Here is a 16,215-nt window from a genome sequence, read left to right on the forward strand (position 1 = left end):
AATCAGTGGCCGAACGCGCACACCCTCCCGGGTAGTCCCGGTCAGGCGGGTTGTTCGAGAGCTTCGACCTGCCCGGCGACGACGCCGGTGAGGATCGCCCGCGCGACGGCCAGGAGCTCGGCGACTTCGGTGGTGGTCAGTTCGTAGGTCACCGAGAGTCCTTCGCGGCGAGCGGTTACCAGGCCGGCGCGTCGCAGGATCGATAGCTGCTGAGAAAGGTTTGCCGCCTCGATACCGATCTCGGTCAACATCTCCGAAACGGCGTACTCACGCTGGCTGAGCAGTTCGAGCACACGCACCCGCGCAGGATGCCCGAGCGTCTTGAAGAAGTCCGCTTTCATCTGGTAGAGCGGCCGCTGCAGTCCCGGCATCGTCGAGTCACTCCCTTCCGCTCCGCCTGATGGCAGTACCGGCGCTCGCGCTCCGGCGCTGTTTGCATAGTTTAGCAAACAGTGCACGATCGTATCGTGCGGCGGCTGCCGCCGAGATCCGGGGGTGCTGGTGCCGTCGACCGAGCGAGCCATTGACACGCACCGACATCGTCGGCACGGCCGCTGTTCCAGCCCGGCCGAATTCGATCAGATGGGCCGCACGCCGTTCCCTGACGTTTTTCGTGACGAGGCGCCACTGGCATTTTCATGACGAGGCGCAGTCCCTGTCGTGGGGCACTCGAAACGGTCGTCATGCGTACACGCTTCAATGTCGGCATGACGGATATCGACGCGGCCGCAGCCCGGCCCACGGCGGAGTGGTTGGAATCGTGCGTCGGGGCGGATTCGGTATGGCGCCCGGCGGAACTTCCCGAGGGGTTGAGGCACCAGGAAAGCCGGAGGTTTCTCTCGACGATCGGGTACCCGGCGGTGTCCCTGAGTGCCGTGCGGTTCGACTCCTCAGCCCTGCCCGCCCAAGGTTTGTGGGAGGCGGACCCCGATGAGCTGTTCGGTCGCCGTGAGCCCGATGATGACTCTGCTCCGGTGAAGTACTGCTACGGGCTTGGCGTCTACGGCAACAACTACACACTGATGCTCGATGGCGAGCTCGGTGTCGTGGACGTCTATGACCCGAGCGGGTGGGACCACGGGGACGGCTACCGCGGCCGCGCCTTCGACTCGCTCGCCGAGTTGGCCGGGGCGGTGGGCACATTGACCCGGTATCTCGCCCGGTTGGAGGAAGGAGAGGAACCGGCCACTGTCCTACGCGAGCTGAGCGAATCGGTGACGATGTCAGGCTGGGCGGACTCCGGTTTCTGGATCAGCGCGTTCGAGCACCTCGAGGACGAGTATGGGGTGGCAGGGCGGCAGGCGTGAGATCGGGCGTCCGTTGCGCGCGGAACTCGGTCCGTGGTTTCGGGCCCGCCTCGTTGGTTGATGTGTTCGACAAGGTGGGTCATCAGGGTCGGTGAGATGGGTTGCCAGCGTTGAACTCCGCCTTTCTCGCGGAGCTCGACCAGGCAGTCCTGGATGTCGAGGTCATCGACGGTGAGGTCGAGAGCGGCTGCACGTCGGCATGCGGTCTCGATATGCGGTCGCACGATGAGTGCATCGAGTGCCGGATCGTTGCCGGCAGTTGCTGCAACGTGCGCCAGTTCGGTCACCTGCTCTAGGTCAGAGCGTGTCGCAGGCCAGGTAGCTGCCGTGGCTTTTTGACCAGTGCCGGTTGCCTGCGACGCGACGCCCGACACTCGAATGTCAGTTGCTGACCCGTTCGGTGATCCGCCACCAGCGGAGCCGACCACAAGCACATGGCAATAATAGTTCTGTGCCGCAACGTTGTTCACGATGCCAGTGGTGGTATCACCGGCGGGCGCGGGGCGTGCGGCCTGGCGCTGCGCCACACGAGATCCGGCTGGTGCTCGGCTGTTATGCACCCGTCCAGCGACCGATTCGATCAGTTCCGTGTAGCCAGAGCGTACATTTGGGCGCTCGGCCCCCGTCGGACCGGCCGACGGCGACTGGTGGGGCACGGGCGATCGTATCGGGCGGTTGGCCCCAGAACGAATCGCCACGGCGTCGTGCCTACCCGTGTCGTGCTACGTCCTCGCACAGGATGCTCGGCCAGCGTGCGAGATCGGTCGGCGTGTGCGCCACCTCCAGTCTGGCCGTCGGCAGCAGGTCCACCAGCGCCTCGGCGGTCGACACCGGATGGGCGGGGTCGTCGATCCAGGCCAACACCGTGGTCGGCACCTCGATCGCGGCGATCGCCTCGGGGGCGGGCAGGTCGCTCATCGCTGCCCCGCGGAACAGTGAGGGCAGTAGGTGCTCGGCGACATCCGGCACGGTTTCCGGCGTTCCGACGGTGGCGGGCGGGCGAGGCACGGTGAGATCGGCACCGAGGAAGGCGTCGAGTCCCTGTTCCTCGATCAAGCGAGCATTCTTCCGGTAGATTTCGGCCTTCGCGGCGCGGGTGCGCCAGGCGGTCGCGGGCACCAGCAGGGTGAGGCCGGCGAATCGGCCAGGATCGCGGACAGCGGCATGCAGCAGTGTCCCGGTGCCCATCGAAGGACCGACACCGTGCACCTGTTCACCGGGGAACCAGTGGTCGAGCAGTTTCAGCAGGTCATCGGCCAGAACCGGCCACCGATAATCCTCGGGGACGGTACGGCCCGTCGAGTGGCCATGGCCGCGCGCGTCGTACCGCAGCAGTCGGGTTCCGCTGAGTCCGCGGCCGAGATCGAGGTCCATCAGACGGTCGCGGTGGCGGCTGGAGGTGAGGCCGTGGAGTTGGACGACGGGGTGGCCGCCCTCGTCGCTGAGTTCCACGGCGAGTTCGGCGCCGGGAACACGGAAGGTCGGCACGGCGGCTCCAGGGTGCTGGTGAGACGGCGATCGCTCGGGAGGAAGCCTAGGATACCGTCATGCGGCTGACCAACGTCGCGCACTTGCGCCTGCCGTTCGGCCGCCTGCTGGGCTACGACGTCATTGCGGGTCGGGTGGGCCGGTCACTTCCCGTGTCCTTCGACCAGCGGCGCCACGTCGGCGCCGGCGACCGAGCGGGATCCTGGATGGCGTTGTCCTTCAGGCTCTCCGCGCCGGTACCGCTCGACGAGCTCGCGACCTGCTGGCTGGCGGTGATCGAGCGGCACGGCACGCTGCGGTCGGTCTTCGTGCCGGGCGAGGACGGCGAGCCTCGGCTGCACGAGGTCGATATCCGCCCCGGCGGCTGGGTCGAGCATGTGATCGCTCCGGGGCAGGCGGTCAACGATGCGCTCCGCGCCGTGCTCGACCGTGCTTGTTCACCGTACTGTCGTCCGTCGTACCGGCTCTGCGTGCTCGAGACCGCGGTAGGGCCGACCGTGGTGGTCGCCGCCGACCACGCGCACGTCGACATGTGGTCGATGCTGGTGATCGCGCGCGACCTGCTCACCGCGCTGGCCGCGGTGCAGAAAGGTCGTGCACCGTCGTTGCCGCCGGCGCCCGCCTTCGCGGAGCACACCCGCGCGCTGCGGGACCTCCCGCCGGCACCCGACGAGGTGCACCGCCGCTGGGCAGAGGTGCTGGCGGGCAGCGGCGATGTGATGCCACGGTTCCCGCTGCCGCTGGGTGAGGCGACGTTGCAGGAGGAGCGCGTGGAGGTGCGCGATGTCCTCGACGTCGACGACAGCGCCGCGTTCTCGGCGCAGGCCCGCGACGACGGCGTCTCGACCTTGGCGCTGGTGGTGGGGGCGATGACCGAGGTGACCCACGAGTTGGCCGGCACCGCACTGCGGGCCGTGTTTCCGGTGCACAGTCGGTACGACACCACCTGGCACGACTCGGTGGGGTGGTTCATCACCAACTCGGTGCTCGAGTCGGCCGACTCTGATCCCCGTGCCAGCGCGGAGGCGGTGAAGGAGGCCGTCCGGATGGGGTCCTGGCCACTGGAGGACATCCTGCGTCCGTGGGGCGGGATGCCCGAGGCGCCGGGGATGTTCGCGATTTCGTGGCTGGACCTGCGTCGGTTGCCGGTGCGAGTCGACGCGACCGGATTGGAGGCGCAGTACGTCGGCGCGACGATTCGGACCGACGGCGTGATGCTCTGGTTCATCCTCGACGAGGCGGGGCTGCACCTGCGCTGCCGGTATCCGGACACTCCCGAAGCCCGGCGGCACGTCGGCGCCTGGCTGGACACGCTGATCGCCCGACTGCAGTCACGGGCACGGGCTTCGGTCGGTGGTCGGCTCCGGCTCGGCGACCGGATCTATCGTGTGCAGCGGGCGGGGCGTGCCGACGTGCCAGCGCTGGTCGCGCTGCTCTCCGACGACGAGATCGGCCGTACCCGCGAAGGTTTCGAAATTGCCCGCTACGAGGAGGCATACGACGCCGTCACCAGGGACCCGTCGCACTATCTGGCCGTGGTCCGGGACGAGGGCGACCGGATCGTCGGCACCATGCAGCTCACCATCATTCCGGGGCTGTCCCGCGGCGGCGCCACCCGCCTCCAGATCGAGGGAGTCCGGGTCGCTGCCTCAGAACGCTCTCGCGGCATCGGAACCGCGATGCTCGAGTGGGCACACGACCACGGCAGGCACCGAGGTGCGACACTCGCGCAGGTCACCACAGACCGGGTCCGCGAGCGGGCTCACGCCTTTTACGCGCGGCTCGGGTACGACAACAGTCACGTCGGGCTGAAGCGGGCGCTCTGACCGAGTATCAGCCGAGTCTTCCACGATGTGCCGCGTGTGCCTGCGCGAGATGGCCCACCGTGGCGAGCTCCTCGGCGTGCACAAGAGCTCCTGGTGATCCCGCGCTCCTCGTGAGCGCTGCCACCTACGCGAATAACACACGAAGGCACGGACTTCCGTAGTGAAGTCCGTGCCTTCGCGCGTCTTTCGGCAGGTCAGCCAGCGTGTATCTGCCACTCCGTCCACGCCTCGTCGAGCAAGACCGCGACGGCGTCGTAGATCTCCCAGGTATCGGGGACGTGAACTCGGTGCATACACGCCCGGATCCGATCGATCAACGACTGGGGGCCGCAACGAATTGGTGACCGTGTTCGCGGAGGAACTCGGCGAAGGTCTGTGGCGAACGGCCGATGGCCTCGGTGAGCGCGGTGGTATCGCCGGGCGGGGCCGAGGGCAGCTGGGAGAACAGCGCACCGATGGCCGAAATATGCTGCGCCATCGCTGGATTGACGGATGGTTCGGTGCCGTTGTGCGCGAGAGCTTCCAGTTCGCGCTGCCATTGACTGGCAGGGATGGAGGTGTATCGGACCGGTGTTCCCGTTTCGGCTTCGATGAGAGCGGCGATCTCGACGTGGCTGTGCACGGTCGCCCCCTGCGGGTAGAGCGTGGTGCCGCGAGGGTATCGGGCCGGGTCGGTCAACGCGGCCACGGCGAGATCGGCGGCGTCGAGACCGCTGATCCACGGCACCGCGGCATCGCCGAAACTGTTGGCGAAGCTGCCGCTCTCGCGGATGGATCCGGCGTGCAACAGCACGATGTTCTCGTAGAACAGGGCCTTGATCCGCAAGATCGTCGGTTCCAGTCCCGCCCACGACAGCACCTGCTCGGCGGCCCATTGCGCGCGTCCAAGCCCACTGGGGTTGTCGGGGGCCGAGACCGCCATGGACATCACGACCAGTCGCGGCGTGGTCTCGGCGTGCCGGATCGCGGAGGCCAGATTGGCGGCGGCCTGCACGATGCCGGGAGCGACCGGATAGGTGAAATACACGGTGTCCGCGTCCCGCACGGCCGCATCCAGCGTCCGGCGATCCAGCAGATCGCCCACGACGATTTGCGCGCCGAGAGCGCGAAGGTGTTGTGCGCGTTCGTCATCGGCGCGTACCAGCACGCGGACCGCGTGGTGATGTTCGCGCAGACGCCGCACGACATGTGAGCCGGTGCCGCCGTGTCGTCCGCCCGCACCGATGACCAGCGTGGTGGTTCGGGGGCTGTCGGGGGAGAAAGTCACAAGTGTGCCTTTCGATCGTTCACCAGGGGTGAGATGTGGCAGCTCGTGGTCCGGCTGCGGCGCCCACGCTAGAACTAGTAACTACTATTATGCAAGTTACTGTAGGGTCGCTGTGGACGGCGAAAGGATCAGCAGGTGCGGCGAACGAGTTTCGAGGCGATGGGGTGCCCGATAGCGGGTGCTCTGGAGTATGTCGGCGACTGGTGGACGCTGCTGATCGTGCGCGACGCGCTGGACGGGTTCACCAGATTCGACGAGTTCGAACGCAACCTCGGCATCGCCCCGAATATGCTGACCAGGAGATTGCGTACGCTGGTCGAATCCGGGCTGCTCGAACGCAGGCGCTACAGCCAGTCCCCGCCCCGCTACGAGTACGTCATTACCGGCAAGGGGCGAGACCTTTTTCCGGTCCTCGTCGCCCTGTACGCCTGGGGCCGCAAACATACGGGATCGGATGCGCCGAGCGTGGTCCTGACCGATCGGGACACCGGGGAGGAAATCATGCCCTGCCTCGTGGACCAGCACAGCGGACGCCCTCTCTCGGCCGTCGACCTCGCCTTCCTCGCCGGCCCCGGGGCCGACGGTTTCATGCGTGAACGTCTCGACCCCGAGTTGCGCGCGGCGCGGCGCCGACGCGGCACCAACTAAGTGCACGTCTCCCTTGATGGACTGCTGCGAACGGAAAGACCGCGAACATCACTGTCCGGCAGCAACATCTGGGCCTGGCGTGTGACCACCAATCCGCTGAGCGCGAGCCGGGAGTTCATGTCGAGCTCGACCTCGCCGTACGGCAGCACGTGCGACCAGAACGGCGGGGTCAGGCTGCGTTCGTCCTCGGCGGTGAGCACGCCCTCCCATTCGGGGTCGGCGAGGTGCCTTGGAGGAAGGCGGGCGCGGAGGACAGTAGGCCTCCCGGTGTGGAAACGGCGCGATTGGTGCCATCCGCGACCGACGGAGTAAAACGGTCTTCTAACGTCCAAGCTGGTGGGAGTTCGCAACGTGAGCGTGCTGGAATTCGTCTACGACATCGTGGTCGTCACACACCTCCTCGGTATGGCCGCGGTGATCGGCGGGTACGCGGCCGGTCAGCCCAAGGTGAACGAGGTGATGGTGTGGGGTGCGCGGGCGCAGATCATCACCGGGATCGTGCTGGTCGGGATGGCCGAGTCGATCGGTTCGCTGGACAAGGACCTGAACATGGTGAAGATCGGCGTCAAGCTGGTGATCTCCGTGCTGGTCGCCGGGTTCGCCGAGGTGGCGCGTGCAGATGCCAAGCGGGGCAAGGATGTGCTGTGGATGACGCATGCGGCCGGTGGTCTCGGCATCGTGAACGTCTTCGTGGCCGTGCTCTGGAGCTGAGCGAGCGGTGAAGGTCCGGGGCCGCAACAGCCCCGGACCGTCTCACGACTCGAACAGGGTCTGGCCGAGGTAGCCGCCGGGCTCCGGCACACCGGGCGGGATTACGAACACCGACGATCCGATCGGCGTGGTCCAGACGTTCAGCGCGTCGAAATCCGCCAGCCGCTGCTGCACCGGCAGGTACTGGACGTCGACGTCGCGCTGGTACGCGGCGAACAGCAGACCCGAGTTGGAGGTCTGGCCGGGCGCGGGGGCGTCGTCGTAGTTGTAGCCACGGCGCAGGAACCGTTCGCCGTCGTGGGTGTGACGGGCGCGGGCGATGTGCGCGGAGGGCGGGATCACCGGAATGCCGTGCGCGTCGACGGCCGCGAAATCCGGTTCGTCGAATTCACGGCTTCCGGTGAGCGGCGCGCCGTTGCCGAGCTTGCGCCCGACGGTGAGTTCCCTTCCCTCCGGGTCGATTTCGTCCCAGGTGTCCAGCGTCATGGCGATCCGGCGCAGCACCAGCGAGGTGCCGCCCGCCAGCCACGGCTGGACGGCGCCGTCGTCCCAGACCAGCCGGTCGAAGTCGGGCGTCCCGGCGGCGATGTTGACCGTGCCGTCTACCTGGCCCATCAGGTTGCGCGGGGTCTGGCCGGGCGCCGCGTCACGGAAACCGCGCTGCACCCAGCGCACCGTGAGCAGCGAGGTGACGCTGCGGCACAGCACCCGCACCGCGTGCGCGACGGTGGTGGCCTCGTCCGCGCAGATCTGCAACAACAGATCCCCGTCGCTCCACGCCGGTTCCAGCCGATCGATGACGAACGGCGGCAACGGCCGCAGCCAAGCGGGCTTGCGGTGCTCGAGGCCCGCGGCGGTGAACACCCCGGGCCCCAATCCGGCCGTCACCGTGAGCCGCGCCGGACGGGCCGCGAGCTCGGGTTCGGTGTCGGCCAGCGCCGCGGCGCCCTGGGTGAGGCGGGCGGCGTCGCCGGTCCAGATCTTCAGGATGCCCGCGATGTCGTCGCGGTCCAGCCCGGGACGCAGATCGAAGCCGACGAACGCGGCGTGTGTTTGCGGCGCGGTCGCGATTCCGGCTTGGTGCCGGCCGTAGAACGGTTCGCTCGCCGGTGCGGTCTGCGCGCCGGTGTCGCGGCCGGTGAGTGCGATCGCCCCCGCCCCGAGCCCGACGGCGCCCGCCGCGGCGGCGCCTCCACCGAGGAGGCGCCTGCGGGTGAGGCCCCGGGTTCTGATCGGCTCAGGCACCGGGCGCGGGAGTCGGGGCGGGCGCGCCCGCGTGATGGTCGCCGTCGGGCACGTAGTTCTCCTGGTTGCCGGGGAAGTCACGCACCTGCGCGGTGAAGGTCATGGTCGAACCGTCGTCGAAGGACAGCGTGACCGGGGTTTCGGACCCGGTGCGCAGCGGACCGTTCAATCCCATGAACATGATGTGGTCGGCGCCCGGTGCGAGCGCGAGCGAGCCGCCCGCGGGGATGACGAACCCGCCCTTCTTCGGGCGCATGGTCTTGGTGCCGCCGGCATCGGCCACCACCTCGTGCAGTTCGACACGTTCGGAGGCGGGACTGGTCGCGGACACGACGGTCAGCGCCTTGCCGCCGGTGTTGGTCAGCTCGCCGAACGCGGCGGACATACCGCTGTCGGCGGCCTTGATCCACTGGTCCTGGATGGTGATCGCGTCGGCGGCGCGCACCGAGGCGGGCGTGCTGTCGTTGGACGAGCAGGCGACCAGCAGCAGGGGCGTGGCGGCGAGCGCGGCGGCGCCGCGGATGACGCGTGAGGGTCGGGTGATGGGGAACATGGAGAAGCTCCGTTCGGATTCGGGATGTATGTGAGGGACCGCCACCGGTCCGGCGTCGCTTTCGCGCGCGGAAGAGCGCCGTCTGTGTACCGGAGGCGAATCATCGAGTCGCGCAAGGGTTGACAGACGGACGGTGAGCAGGTCGGATGCTCCGAGGCGCACTGTGTCGCAGCTCGGCGGCCGCGCTCGTAGAGCGTGTTCGGGCGTGCCGGATTCCCGTCGGTGTCATATCTCGGCGGGGCGATACCTATGCGACATGCCCGGAAAGCCCATGCCACGTCCGCGGCGGACGCGACGGCGAATCCCTCGGATGCTCGGCAAATGTTCTGAGCCGGTGACCGCTCGGTGGCGATGTGGGTCTACCGGTGAGCCGGTGGTCCCCGCGTCCCGATGCCGGAACTGAGAAGCAGCCTTCGGGGGTTGACGGCACCGCGTGGCGTGACCCGAACGATCGGCGCCGGCGCCGGTGTCGGCACGGTCCTCAACACGCGCACGACGTCCCGCACGCTGGACGCCGCGCTCGTCAACGCCGCCTCGGCGCCGCGAATCAGCAACGCACCCACGGGAATCGCCGCGAGATGGGTGAACAGCATCACCGTGGTCGCGTGCGATCCATGGTGGTGACCCGGAGACATGGTCAGGGCGGTGTGCCCGATGGCCTGGCCGATCGCCAGCAGCCCCATGAGTTCGACGAGCCCGGTGCGCAGTCGACGCGAGCCAACGAGCACGCCCACGGCCGCACAGGCCCCGATCAGCAGGGCGACCGACGGCTGCTCCGGTGCGACCACGCCACCGCCGAGCGCGTGCGCGGCGATACCGACGGCCCCCGATGCCGATCCGACGAAGGCACCGCGCAGCCGCGTCGATCCCTCCGCCGGTTTACGCACCGGGTCATACTACCGCCGGTCGTAGTCCTCGACCAGACGGACCTCGCGACGTACCTCGGCGTGAAAGCTGTGCGGAGACTCAGGCGTTGGCGTCGTCCGGGCGCCGGACGAGCACGGGCAGGAGCTCCGGTCGCTTCGGCTGAATGCCGGTTCCCGACGAGCGGCCGCGCACTCGGCGGGCGACCCACGGGAGCATGTGCCGGGCCGTCCAGCTGAACTCGGTCGCGACGATCTCGGCCACACTGTGCCGCACCGGTGGCAGCGGATCGCGCCAGCTCGCGTCGGCGCCGGGAAGGGTGAGGATATCGGCGACGGCACGGGCGACGAGGTCGTGGCCGAGCGGGCTCAGGTGCAGGCGGTCGGCCGACCAGACCAGCGGGTGTGTGGTGGCGGCGACCGGTTCGAAATCGACCAGGGTGAGCCCGTATCGATCCGCGAGGCGGCGCATTTCGGCGTTGAGCTCGCGCACGCGCGGGGACAGCGGTCGCACGAAGGGCGCGATGCCGCCGATGTCGGGATAGGTGAAGGTGATCACGCGGGCGCCGGTGGCGGTGAGCGCTTCGAACATGGCGTGCAGGTCGGCGAGCAGGGCGGCGCGGTCCAGGCGCGGACGGATGATGTCGTTCATGCCCGCCATCACGGTGACGAGATCGGGCCGCAACGCCACGGCGGGAGCGAGTTGTTCGGCGCGGATCTGGGCGGCGCGACGGCCGCGGATGGCGAGATTGGCGTAGCGCAGGGCCGGTGTGCCCGCGCCGAGGAGTGCGGCGAATCGGTCGGCCCAGCCGCGGTGTCCGCCGTCGCCGTCGGGGTCGCCGATGCCTTCGGTCTGGCTGTCGCCGATGGCGACGTAGCGGAGGTAGGAGGGGACGGATCCGGTGTCCACGTTCGGCTCCTGCGGGTTGGCGGCGACGCGCGCGCACCGGGCACCTCCGGCGCAGCAACATCCTACGAGCGGCGGGGTGTTCGAGCCATTCGGTCGAGCCGCCGAGGATTAAAACGGCCGGAAGCCCGCGCCGGGCCCGCCGACCCGGTCGATATCGGCGAACACCGTGCCGATCTGCGTGGCCACCGCCGGATCGTGCACCGCCACCTGCGGGTGCTGACAGGCCACATCGAACACCGTCACCCCGAGCGCGGTGACGCCCACGTGGCCGACGTTCATGCCGACCAGGCGATCACCGACCGTGACCGGTCCACCGGAATCGCCCGGCTTCGAGCAGACCTGGTTGCGGAACCACGACTCGTTCTGATCCCACACCACGCCGCAGCCGTAGCCGGAGGTGCGTCCGTTCTTGCAGACGATCGTGCCCGGCTGCGGCGGTGCGCCCACGCCCGCGATCACCATCGGTCCCACGCTGCGCAGTGGGGTGACCCGTTCGGGATCGAACACGATGACGGCGTAGTCGTGAACCACGTCGACCAGGACCACGACGCCGATCGGTCCCGCTGTCAGCGCGTGTTCGGCGTGCACAGGCATGCCGCGCATGGTGCAGTGGCCCGCCGTCAGCCCGACGAGTCGCCCGGCGTTGTCGTGCCCGATCGTGGTCAGCGTGCACGCCGCGTGCTGGCCGATCACGATGCCCGATCCGCCGCCGAGCACCGCCGGAGCCGCGGACGCGTGCCCGGGCGACACCATGCCGATCACCAGCGCGGCGATCGCGGTCAGCACGATCCGCACCAGGGCTGTCGCCCGCGTGGCGTACGGGCGAGGTTGCGGCGTCGCGGCATTCATGAGCGCCGCCCTGAGGTAGCGGCCGCGGGATGGATGTTGTGATGCAGGTGGAAGACGTTGCGCGGATCGTATTCGAGCTTGACCGCGGCCAGTTTCGTGTAGTTCTCCCGGCCGTAGCCCGCGATCACCCGGTCCATTCCCTCGTTGCCGATGAAGTTCAGGTACACCGCTCCGGTGGCGTAGGGACGCATCGCGGCGATGGTGTTCTTGACCCAGGCGATGCCGTAGGCGTCGTCGGCGGGGTCTTCCCACAGTCCGAACGGGTGCACCACCCATGCGGCGTCGCGGTAGGGCTGCGGCCACTCCCGCGCACCCGTCGCGACGGCGCCGCCCCACGGCACGAGCAGGCTCTGCGACGGTGTGGGGACCAGCATGGCCATGCCTTGTTCGGCGAACCGTCGCACCGCGTCGTCCGGCAGGTCCGCGAGGTGTTCGCTGGACCAGTAGTTGCGCACGCCCGGGGGATCGTCGAGCGCGCACTGGATGTCGCAGTAGGGCATCTCGGTGAGCAACTCGCCGTCCGGTCGCAGCGCGAACATCGGCGCGAGCACGTTGCGCAGCTCGGCCGCGGTGCCCGCGTAGACCGCGATGCAGACCGCCAGCCGCTTGCCATGGAGTTCGGCGGGGACGAAGTCCTCGGGCGGTCCGGTCAGGTAGGCGACGGCCCCGCCGAGGTCTTCGGTGACTCCGCCCTCGATGAGGTCGCGGTAGGCGGTGGTGACCTCGAGTCCGCGCTCGGCTTCCCACAGCAGCAGTCCCAGCGTGGTGACCGGCAGTGGATGCAGCTCGAAGGTCAATCGGGTGGCCACACCGAAGTTTCCGCCGCCGCCGTGCAGCGCCCAGAACAGGTCGGGATGCTCGTTCGCGGAGGCTCGGATCTCGACCCCGTCGGCGGTGACGAGGTCGACGGAAAGCAGGCTGTCGCAAGCCAATCCGAATTTGCGCTCGAACCACCCCGAGCCGCCGCCGAGAGTCAGCCCGGCCACGCCGGTGCTGGACACCCGCCCTCCGGTGGTGCCGAGGCCGTGCGGCTGGCAGGCGCGATCGAAATCCGCCCAGGTGGCGCCGCCCTCGACTACGGCGGTGCGCGCTCGCGGGTCGACGGTGACCGCCCGCATGCGCCGCAGGTCCACGACCAGTCCGCCTTCGGTGAGGCTCGCGCCCGCGACGCTGTGGCCGCCGCCGCGTACGGCCACCTCGAGACCCGTCCGGTCGGCGAAGGCCAGAGCGGCGCGCACGTCCTCGGCGCCGGTGCACTGGGCGATCACCGCGGGCCTGCGGTCGACCATCGCGTTGAAGATCGCCCGCGCCGCGTCGTAGCCGGGATCCTCGGGTGTCAGCACCGAACCGGCGAACTGGGGTCGCAGGGCATCGGCGGCAGCGTAGGGGGAGTGAGTGGTCATACCGCCTCCGTGGAACCGCTGTCGGCACAATGTCGGCAAACTTTCAATCGTCCAGTCACGCTACGCGCGCGGGTTCGGGGGTTGGCACGGTTGCCGAGAGCGATGCCGAGATGCAATCCCGGGGTGTCGGCGGTGTTCGGTGCGGTCTTTGTCGCGGTGCTGGAGGTTTGCCGAGGGGATCGGGTAGATCGCTCTCGCGCCCGCGGAACACGGTGAATGCCCAGCTTCCAACAGGTTTGGTGCCGGTTCAGGCGTCGGCATCGGCTCCGGCAGGCATTCGGAGGGGTACGGCGATGTCGAGACCCGCCACGGCCTTCGTCGCGGCGGGGACACGGTTCGGTGACGGCGCGGTCGCGGTGTGCTGTGACGCATAGCCTCAGCACGCGCGGTTCTGCACCGTGAGTCCGCGCTCGACGGCCATCCGGCGGTACTCGTCGAACACCTCGAGGGCTCGGCGCGCAATGCACCGGACGTCACCGCCCATCGGTCCGGCGGTGTTCATCCACGAGGGCTCCACCTTGCTCGTGTGGCGAATGCCTTGCGGCTGCTGCGTTTTCGTCGCGGCTCGGAGCACGAGGGCATCGCCCACGAGGCGCGCCCGGTGCACGGTTAGTCGCAAGACCGAGCCGACGACGCACACGGAATCTCCACAAATTCTGGAACTTGTGCCGATTCGTCCGTTGGGGCTGCCGATGTCCAGGTCAGCTGCATATCGGCGTCTGTACGCTGCGGGGGTGTCCCGGCCGTATCTGCCTGTCTTGGCACACTGTTGGCACACTGCTAAGGCAGGAAAACCTGGCCCAGCCTGGGCATTTGTGGACCTGCGCCGCCAAAACCGAGTCGGTGTGCGGCAGACTTGTGCGTGGTGTTGTCTGGCGGTGCCGTGGTGTACATGATTGCTTGCGGCTGGCGCCAGGAAGTCTGGTGTCGAGCACCGTGCTAGGCGAGCGCGCCGCCATGTGGTCGTGGGTCCACAGGGTGCTCGGTGTGGGGCAGGCTGCCGGTTTGCAGTGCGTGCAACAGGGTTCCTGCTGACTTCAGATCCGCGGGTTGGGCTTCGGAGTAGACGCCCAGCGACATCGCTGGGTCGTGTCCGTGCCATGCTGCGACGACGTGGACAGGGATCTTGAGTGCCAGCATGAGGCTGACGCTGGTGTTGCGAAGGTGCCTGAGCTGGATGCGGCGCAGTCCGGCAGATTCCCTGAGACGGTGAAACTCATTGGTGTACCGCTGGGGAGCGATGGGTGTGCCGTCCTCGTGAATGGCGACCAGGCGGTCGTCGCTCCACGTTTCGCCGCGGGCGAGACACTCGGTCATCTGTATCCGCTTGAGTGTGCGGAGGGCGGCGGCCAGGTCGGACGGTAGGGGAAGGTTGCGCCGGCTCCGCTTTGATTTCGGCAGCCCTTCCACGGGGCTGCCTTTGCTGAGAGGAACACGCCCGCGGCGCACTTTCAATAGGGAGTCATCGACTCGGAACCAGCGCAGGCCGAGTATTTCGGAGCGACGCATGCCATAGCAGCTCATGAGCCAGCATGCGTACAGGCGGTCGTCGCGGACCGAGTCTCGGAACGTCTGTACCTCGTCGGGAGTCCACGTTTTCGGGGTGGTGGCGCTGGCGTGTTCATCGTCGTCATCTTCGATCGAGTCTTTCGGACGTTCGACAAGGGTAACGACGTTGCGGGGCAATGCGCCTTGGTCGACGAAGGACTGGACGACCATACTCAGGACCATCAGGGTTTGCCGGATAGTGACCGGCTTGCAGCCTTGGGGGTCGGGGTTGGTTTTGTCGCGGTCGACAGCGACGTACACTGCGCGGCGGGGGCGGGTGAGCCGTCCGGTGCGGATCGTGCAGCTCAGTGCGGCGCCCGCATTGATGTCGGGGAACGCGGCCTTGACTTGGGCCCGCGTGACGCCCTCGGGATGCTCGGCAACGAACGCGGCGACCCGGGACGCGACCGAGCCCTCACGGACGGACCGGGGATCCACGCGACCCTCGGTGATCATCCATGTCACCAGATCGTCGCCGTCGTTCTTGGTCAAGTCGCGAAGTTTCTTCTCGCCTAACCGACGGCGTACCGGCTTGAGGCTTTTGCGGTACCCCTCGAGGCTGTTGATGCGGACGGCGCGTTTCCCTTCGAGCCATAGATCACACGCTTCGTCGACTGTGAGGTCGGTGAGCTTGACGAATGTTCCGGCGGCGACCTCGCTCGAGATCCGGCGGAATTCGCGCCGGGCGTCGCTTTTGGTCGAGTAGGTGAATCGCTGGCGGTCGCGGCTGCCGTCAGGTTTGATACCGACATCGATTTGGAATGTGTAGGTCTTGGTGCCGTCCTTCGCGGTCCTGACATCGATGGGCTCGGATCGGCGTTGCCGCTGGGGTTTACCGCCATCGGTGGGCGAGCCGGTGATGTCAGCCACTTCTCTACCTCCTTTCAAAGGGCAGGTGGTTGTTCGGCGTTGGTTCGGGAATGACGAGCTTCAGACACAAGTCGGCTCCGAGAGAGCGAAGTGTCGTCAATCGCGCGTCACACTCGCTATGTCCGTGGTCTTCACACGGCGTGGTGACCGCTCTTCCGGCCTGTGCGCCGCAGGGGAGCACTCTCGTCTTGTAAGGTGACGTGGTTAGGCACGCCGCCTGCGGGCACGGGTCGCGATATGCCCTGTCAGCCAACGTCTTTAGCTAATAGTGGCGCAGTCCTCGAAGATGCCCTCGGCGAAACCACGTGCTCGTGGAGTCGGCGAAACCCGTCGCTGCGCCAATCCGGAATCCCGAGACCGGATCACACCCGCTGTGTTCAGTGAACGTTTTCTGAAAGACCTTGTGCGAGAAGGCATGAGAATGCATATGGCACGCAGCATCGTCCTATCTGCTGACGGTCAGCTTCGGTCGACGGACTGCGAATCGGATTGACGACCATCGCGATGAAGCTGGCTTTGTACCCAGGCCGACGGCACTCTTACCCGGCGGCCGACCCGGACAGATGGCACTTCACCAGCGGCTATGGCGGCATACGCGGTGGAGCGACCGATACCTACCAGGAGCGCGAAGTCATCGACCGAGATGGTCGGCGCAGCGTCGAGTCGTAGAAGAACCTCGTATAACTGTTTGTCATTCACGAGTTCGCTCCCCCTGTAGTGGCCAGGT

General features: G+C 67.8%; 17 protein-coding genes and 1 pseudogene. 5 read left to right on the top strand and 13 right to left on the bottom strand.

What is annotated here, in order from left to right:
- Positions 1-41: 41 nt before the first annotated feature.
- Entirely contained in the window at positions 42-371 is a 330-nt protein-coding gene (locus FB390_RS20715) for an ArsR/SmtB family transcription factor (protein ID WP_141811923.1), read from the bottom strand.
- A 336-nt stretch (positions 372-707) separates the two neighbouring features.
- Between FB390_RS20715 and FB390_RS20720 the strand changes: the two genes are divergently transcribed.
- On the top strand, positions 708-1,307 hold the full coding sequence (locus tag FB390_RS20720; protein WP_141810422.1) for a hypothetical protein: 600 nt from the start codon (positions 708-710) through the stop codon (positions 1,305-1,307).
- Between the two features lie 708 nt (positions 1,308-2,015).
- Here FB390_RS20720 and FB390_RS20725 read toward each other — a convergent pair.
- A complete protein-coding gene (locus FB390_RS20725; RefSeq protein ID WP_141810423.1) occupies positions 2,016-2,795 on the bottom strand; it encodes an alpha/beta fold hydrolase in 780 nt (259 codons plus the stop codon).
- 59 nt (positions 2,796-2,854) lie between these two features.
- Between FB390_RS20725 and FB390_RS20730 the strand changes: the two genes are divergently transcribed.
- Both FB390_RS20730 and rpsN read left to right on the top strand, forming a co-directional pair.
- On the top strand, positions 2,855-4,621 hold the full coding sequence (locus FB390_RS20730) for a GNAT family N-acetyltransferase (RefSeq protein WP_141810424.1): 1,767 nt from the start codon (positions 2,855-2,857) through the stop codon (positions 4,619-4,621).
- A gap of 25 nt (positions 4,622-4,646) precedes the next feature.
- Positions 4,647-4,718 (top strand): annotated as a pseudogene (gene rpsN / locus FB390_RS20735) (type Z 30S ribosomal protein S14); the annotation flags it as partial.
- Between the two features lie 216 nt (positions 4,719-4,934).
- On the opposite strand, the gene FB390_RS20740 reads toward rpsN, so the two are convergent.
- Positions 4,935-5,888, bottom strand: a complete 954-nt coding sequence (locus FB390_RS20740; RefSeq protein WP_185757106.1) for an NmrA family NAD(P)-binding protein — start codon at positions 5,886-5,888, stop codon at positions 4,935-4,937.
- A gap of 135 nt (positions 5,889-6,023) precedes the next feature.
- On the opposite strand from FB390_RS20740, the gene FB390_RS20745 reads away from it, so the two are divergent.
- Positions 6,024-6,536: a winged helix-turn-helix transcriptional regulator gene (locus FB390_RS20745; RefSeq protein WP_221639329.1), complete on the top strand. Its 513-nt coding sequence runs from the start codon at positions 6,024-6,026 to the stop codon at positions 6,534-6,536.
- Here the strand turns inward: FB390_RS20745 and FB390_RS33615 are convergent.
- On the bottom strand, positions 6,533-6,736 hold the full coding sequence (locus tag FB390_RS33615) for a hypothetical protein (RefSeq protein WP_185757107.1): 204 nt from the start codon (positions 6,734-6,736) through the stop codon (positions 6,533-6,535). The genes FB390_RS20745 and FB390_RS33615 overlap by 4 nt on opposite strands.
- Positions 6,737-6,941: 205 nt before the next feature.
- On the opposite strand from FB390_RS33615, the gene FB390_RS20755 reads away from it, so the two are divergent.
- Positions 6,942-7,247, top strand: coding sequence for a hypothetical protein (locus FB390_RS20755; RefSeq protein WP_425465914.1), 306 nt, complete (start codon positions 6,942-6,944; stop codon positions 7,245-7,247).
- Positions 7,248-7,289: 42 nt separating this feature from the next.
- Here FB390_RS20755 and FB390_RS20760 read toward each other — a convergent pair whose 3' ends face one another.
- The 9 genes from FB390_RS20760 to FB390_RS33620 form a co-directional block, all read right to left on the bottom strand.
- Complete coding sequence (locus FB390_RS20760; RefSeq protein ID WP_246124132.1) at positions 7,290-8,492, bottom strand: Dyp-type peroxidase; 1,203 nt, start codon at positions 8,490-8,492, stop codon at positions 7,290-7,292.
- Positions 8,485-9,045, bottom strand: a complete 561-nt coding sequence (locus tag FB390_RS20765) for a copper chaperone PCu(A)C (RefSeq protein ID WP_141810426.1) — start codon at positions 9,043-9,045, stop codon at positions 8,485-8,487. The genes FB390_RS20760 and FB390_RS20765 overlap by 8 nt, the downstream gene beginning before the upstream one ends.
- A 359-nt stretch (positions 9,046-9,404) precedes the next feature.
- Complete coding sequence (locus FB390_RS20770) at positions 9,405-9,932, bottom strand: hypothetical protein (RefSeq protein ID WP_141810427.1); 528 nt, start codon at positions 9,930-9,932, stop codon at positions 9,405-9,407.
- A 79-nt stretch (positions 9,933-10,011) separates the two neighbouring features.
- Positions 10,012-10,818: an SGNH/GDSL hydrolase family protein gene (locus FB390_RS20775; RefSeq protein ID WP_141810428.1), complete on the bottom strand. Its 807-nt coding sequence runs from the start codon at positions 10,816-10,818 to the stop codon at positions 10,012-10,014.
- 108 nt (positions 10,819-10,926) lie between these two features.
- Positions 10,927-11,667 (bottom strand): S1 family peptidase, encoded by a 741-nt coding sequence (locus tag FB390_RS20780; protein ID WP_141810429.1) that lies wholly within the window; start codon positions 11,665-11,667, stop codon positions 10,927-10,929.
- Complete coding sequence (locus FB390_RS20785; protein ID WP_141810430.1) at positions 11,664-13,070, bottom strand: FAD-binding oxidoreductase; 1,407 nt, start codon at positions 13,068-13,070, stop codon at positions 11,664-11,666. The genes FB390_RS20780 and FB390_RS20785 overlap by 4 nt, the downstream gene beginning before the upstream one ends.
- A 376-nt stretch (positions 13,071-13,446) precedes the next feature.
- Positions 13,447-13,572: a hypothetical protein gene (locus FB390_RS34650; RefSeq protein ID WP_281292398.1), complete on the bottom strand. Its 126-nt coding sequence runs from the start codon at positions 13,570-13,572 to the stop codon at positions 13,447-13,449.
- A gap of 437 nt (positions 13,573-14,009) precedes the next feature.
- Positions 14,010-15,488, bottom strand: coding sequence for a site-specific integrase (locus FB390_RS34325; RefSeq protein WP_246124133.1), 1,479 nt, complete (start codon positions 15,486-15,488; stop codon positions 14,010-14,012).
- Positions 15,489-15,947: 459 nt separating this feature from the next.
- The gene (locus FB390_RS33620) at positions 15,948-16,187 is read right to left on the bottom strand and encodes an excisionase family DNA-binding protein (RefSeq protein ID WP_185757108.1); all 240 of its coding nucleotides are present in this window, start codon (positions 16,185-16,187) and stop codon (positions 15,948-15,950) included.
- Between the last annotated feature and the right edge of the window lie 28 nt (positions 16,188-16,215).

This window comes from Nocardia bhagyanarayanae, assembly GCF_006716565.1.
Classification (GTDB): Bacteria; Actinomycetota; Actinomycetes; order Mycobacteriales; family Mycobacteriaceae; genus Nocardia; species Nocardia bhagyanarayanae.